Annotated in this window: 6 protein-coding genes; all 6 read left to right on the forward strand. The window is 54.1% G+C overall.

Going from position 1 to position 4,384, the window contains the following annotated elements; all coding sequences use genetic code 11:
* Positions 1-93: 93 nt before the first annotated feature.
* The 6 genes from PSV38_RS08005 to PSV38_RS08020 all read left to right on the forward strand — a co-directional run bounded on the left by PSV38_RS08005 (position 94) and on the right by PSV38_RS08020 (position 3,707).
* Positions 94-543 (forward strand): DUF4240 domain-containing protein, encoded by a 450-nt coding sequence (locus PSV38_RS08005; protein WP_300546411.1) that lies wholly within the window; start codon positions 94-96, stop codon positions 541-543.
* Positions 544-692: 149 nt separating this feature from the next.
* Positions 693-1,106 (forward strand): hypothetical protein, encoded by a 414-nt coding sequence (locus PSV38_RS08010; protein ID WP_300546412.1) that lies wholly within the window; start codon positions 693-695, stop codon positions 1,104-1,106.
* A 267-nt stretch (positions 1,107-1,373) separates the two neighbouring features.
* Positions 1,374-1,481: a PEP-CTERM sorting domain-containing protein gene (locus PSV38_RS20425; RefSeq protein ID WP_366526649.1), complete on the forward strand. Its 108-nt coding sequence runs from the start codon at positions 1,374-1,376 to the stop codon at positions 1,479-1,481.
* A 129-nt stretch (positions 1,482-1,610) separates the two neighbouring features.
* Positions 1,611-2,207 (forward strand): PEP-CTERM sorting domain-containing protein, encoded by a 597-nt coding sequence (locus PSV38_RS08015; RefSeq protein WP_300546413.1) that lies wholly within the window; start codon positions 1,611-1,613, stop codon positions 2,205-2,207.
* Positions 2,208-2,593: 386 nt separating this feature from the next.
* Positions 2,594-3,145 carry a metal-dependent hydrolase gene (locus PSV38_RS20430; protein WP_366526648.1) on the forward strand — a complete coding sequence of 184 codons (552 nt, stop codon included), beginning with the start codon at positions 2,594-2,596 and terminating at the stop codon, positions 3,143-3,145.
* A gap of 109 nt (positions 3,146-3,254) precedes the next feature.
* On the forward strand, positions 3,255-3,707 hold the full coding sequence (locus PSV38_RS08020) for a hypothetical protein (protein ID WP_300546414.1): 453 nt from the start codon (positions 3,255-3,257) through the stop codon (positions 3,705-3,707).
* The last annotated feature ends 677 nt before the right edge of the window (positions 3,708-4,384 follow it).

The raw sequence follows: 4,384 nt of genomic DNA on the forward strand, positions 1-4,384 counted from the left end.
TCCCTGCGCGCTTCGCGCTCCGGTGCGGCTTACCTGTGGCGTTAGGCTTTTCGCAAACATGCAGCCATGCCACAGCAAGCAATGGGAACAAACATGAACGAGAACGAGTTCTGGAAGCTGATTGACCTAATTGATGTCTCGGCACTCGATGCAGGAGATGAAGATGCCGCCATCAAACCGCTCCAAAAGGTTTTGCTTTCCAAAGCCGAAGAAGATCTATTCGGATTTGAAGAACAACTTGCCTTGCAACTGTATGCAATCGATGGCGAAGTCTACGCAGACAATGCTGGCGACTCGGGTGGATCGGATGACGGTTTTCTTTATGTTCGCTGCTACGTTGTGGCAAAAGGAAAGGTGTACTACGAAGCGGTCAAGTCCGATCCAACAAGAATGCCAAAATCTATAGAACAATGGTGTGAGGCAATTTTGTATCCTCATCGAGAGGCTTGGGCTCAGGCCAACTCCACCAGCGCATCAGAATGGCCATTCTTCGCATCTGTCAGCTATGAAACAGCAAGTAACTCCGATCTCTGGGGCAACTAGCAGGAGCATCAAGGCACTTGCCAAATGCAGCACGATGCCTACGCGCACCAGCCTAACTTGGCGTTCAACAGGGACGCTGATACTCTGCATCGCTTCGGCCCGGCCAAGCGGGCGCCCGTTAACTTTGGCGTTAGGCCTCTCACCATCGCATGGAACTCACGTATGTCATTTGGTTGCTCGTTACCTTGGCCCCAGCATTTCTATTCTTTTGCGCGCTGATCCTCGACGCAACCCGCATGCGTGTGGTGTCAAAAACTGGCCTGCACACATTTGGTCGTGTCATCGAAATTCGCACGTTCAAGGCAGTTCGGACGAAGTCAGTTTGCCCCATCGTTGAAGTCTCTCTTCCAGACGGCAAAGTCATCGCCGTTCGAACTGGCGAACAAAACATATTTACTCGCTACAAAGTAGGCCAAGTTGTTCCGGTGATCTTGCACCGTGAAGACCCACTTCTCAAGGTCTACATCAACACACCCACAGAGCGATTCCCGCCACTTTTAGTTCTTCTAGCTTTCGGCTTCGCTCTAGCGTCACTACCTGCACTCAATAAGTTCGCCACTTGAATTCGATTATGCTTTCCTATAGCGACTACAACTCGGTGCCTTCGCCCGGCGGCCTAACTGGTTGTTCAACAGGACGTCTACCAGCTTCGCTGGCAGCCGCCTGTTAACGCGGGCGTTAGGCTTTTGGCTGCCTTACATCAGCAATGTGGCAATGCCTTGGCATTGATGTATCCACCACTTGATCGCCTGTCAGCGCTGCTTTCTTCGGCACTCGGGCTGTGGACATCTTTCCAGGCCCCGCGCGTCAGAATAGTTGTCACTCAAGGGATGCGTCACCATTCGTTTTCTGCCCAGGATGTGCCCGAACCCGGCACTTTTTCCATTGGGCTAATGGGCGCCACGTCGTTGGTTTTCGCCAGTCGTCGGCAGCGCTAGCTGTCATGAGCGGGGGTTAGAATCCGGCCAGCGTCAGCAGATTGCTGGCGTAACGTGTGACGGGGAGGCGCATGGCACTGAGCCGGATCGCTTTCCCGTGGCTGTTCATCACAACTTCAGGGAATATCCATGCAAGCTATCCGCTTTAAAGCACTCGCCGTGACGGTTATGTGCGCCATGTCGTTCAATGCCTTGGCTGAATTGCAGACTTGGCATTACTCGGGCGTCGTCGACCGTCAAACCGAAGGGTTCACTGCCCCCACCTGGCTCGGTAAGGGTCAAACCGTGTCGATTGACTATGTGATCGACATGAGCGATGAGTTGTTCGAGTTATCCAGCACTTACAACAACGCTGTGAAGTCCATCACACTCAATGGCCGGGTTGACAATGGCGGCGGCTATGTTTTCTCGTGGGAAAACTCTCTATTTGGCTTGAACACTGTCCTGGACGCTTCTCAAACGGGCGGCATCAACTTTGTTTCATTTGGCTTGTGGCAAGCTCCGCCTGCGGGACCGGATCTGAGCACCTTGCTGACGAAGGTGTCGCAAGCCACTTTCGGTCAAGATGATTTCCTTCGCATTGATTTCGGCAACGACGCCAGCGTGTACTTGCGGACCGAATCCTTTGCAGCAGCGGTGCCTGAGCCTTCAACTTTGCCCATGGCATTGATCGGCACATTGTTGGTGGGCGCCTACTCGGCTCAACGCAAGCGGAAAGCTAAGTAAACTAGCTATTGGGCTTAATGCCGTAATAGTCCTTGGCCCGCATCATTCGTTGGCCAAGGATTTCATCACGACGGCATTCACCATTACGGCATTTTCTTCTTGTGTACCCACGCATGAAATGTGCTTCGGCGTGGCCGATGATGCTGTTCGCCACCTTCGCCTGGGGCCAAGCCGCCACACAATTCCATCCAGTCACACAAAGGGGAGTTTTGGCATGCAATTGCCAAACATCAGTCATGAGTGCACGGCCGGCTTGTTCTCAGGCGCGGTTCCTTCTCGCCCCAGCCTAACGTGTCGGTCAAGCCGACACCCACAAGTTTCACTTGCGGGTTCCCTGCGCGCTTCGCGCTCCGGTGCGGCTTACCTGTGGCGTTAGGCTTTCCACCATGCCAACCGTTTTCTCCCACATAGCTGCGCCCCTTGCATTCCGCCTGGGTTTAGGTAAGCAGGCCGTTTCTCCTCGCCTGCTCACAGTCGGTCTCCTTGTTTCCGTTCTGCCAGACCTAGACGTTTTGGCCTTTCGTTTCGGCATCCCTTACGCTGACTCCTTCGGCCATCGCGGCGCATCGCACTCCCTCGCTCTTGCTGTGCTCATGGGTCTTATCGCCACCCTCGCAGCGCCACATCTACGTGCAACCCGCAGCCTAGCCTTCGTGTTCGTTGCTATTTCAGCGGCGTCTCACGGTGTCCTCGACATGCTCACAAACGGAGGGCACGGCGTAGCCCTATGGTGGCCCGCTTCAAATGAACGCTTCTTTCTTCCATGGCAAGTCATTGAAGCCTCGCCGCTGAGTCTTCGCCGCGTATTCGGGCCAAAGGGCGTGGAAGTGCTCCTGTCAGAGTTTTTTTGGGTATGGTTGCCCTGCCTACTGGGCGGTGTCACTCTCCTGGTAGCTCGCCTCATCTACGGCCGCACTACTGGGAACCGCAATGCGTAGGTCTTCCTTCAGTTCACCTGTCACCAGCCTAACTTGTTGTTCAACAGGACGTCTACCAGCTTCGCCGGTAGTCGCCTGTTAACGCGGGTGTTAGGCTCCAATGGAACCAATGGAACGTGTTCGTGAAGTTAAGTTCACACTGCTCATGTGTTTGGGTCTGCTTGGAATTGCGGCAGCGACGAGCATCGTGCTCTATCAGAAAGAGTTGGCTTCAATTGAGCTGCTGAACTTCAATGCATCCATACCTAGTGGTGCTACTTTAGAAGAGCTACTTCATCTAAAGCAGCAAGTGCCATTTGGCGTTCTACTCTTTGCTTTGCCTATTCTTCCCATGGCTGCGCTCTTTGGGAAGAGACGCATTCAATGCAGCATCTTGCTTTCATGCGGAGCAGTACTCTTACTTGCTTTCAGTGCCTCCCCTGGCGGGGACATAAAAGGGTGTGAAGAGTGCTCGGCCACTCTCTATCTTTCACTGCTCACAAGTGCAGCAAGTTATGCCTTATTGGTCGCTTATTTTTTGTGGGTGCAAATCAATCGTATGTCGTTTTTCAAACGCTTTTAACTTCGGAGTTACTACTTGCCAAACTGCGCATTAGCCACCAGCCTAACTTGGCGTTCAACAGGGACGCCGATACTCTGCATACCTTCGGCACGGCCAAGCGGGCGCCCGTTAACGTGAGCGTTAGGCCTCTCTTTTTGACCAATGCGTACCGCCATCCTTCTGGTCTCGCATGGTCCACAAGCCAGTGTTCATCGCACGCCTGCACAATGGCCTCACCGAGTTGGCTGCCTGTCCATGCTGGCAGTCAGCGCACCAAGGTGCCACATGGATGGACAAGAAAAGATCGCAAGGGCGGGCGGGCTGTCCGTCCTTCGGCGGCCAGCGAAATGCAGTGCTTCGCCAGCATCGCACATGAGCATGAATGGCTGCTCGATGAGCGCGGCCAGTCCTTCGGCTGCCGTCAAGAGAATTCGCTCATCGCAAGTCAGCGCACGCGTGGCAGAATCTCTGCAAACATTTTTCGTCGGCATGCCACGGCACAGGGAGTCAGCCATGCATGAGCCAAACATCAATATTCATCGGCATCTCCGCGTGTTCTCATACGCTTTAGCGTCTGTCACCCGCCTAACTCGGCGGTCAAGCCGACACCAACGTGCTGCGCACGTTGGTGCCGCTTACCTGGGGCGTTAGGCTTTTCACTAAAAACCACTGGAGTACTGCAATGCTTCAACTTCGCC

Source organism: Aquabacterium sp., from assembly GCF_029946005.1.
In the GTDB taxonomy this organism is placed as follows: domain Bacteria; phylum Pseudomonadota; class Gammaproteobacteria; order Burkholderiales; family Burkholderiaceae_C; genus Aquabacterium.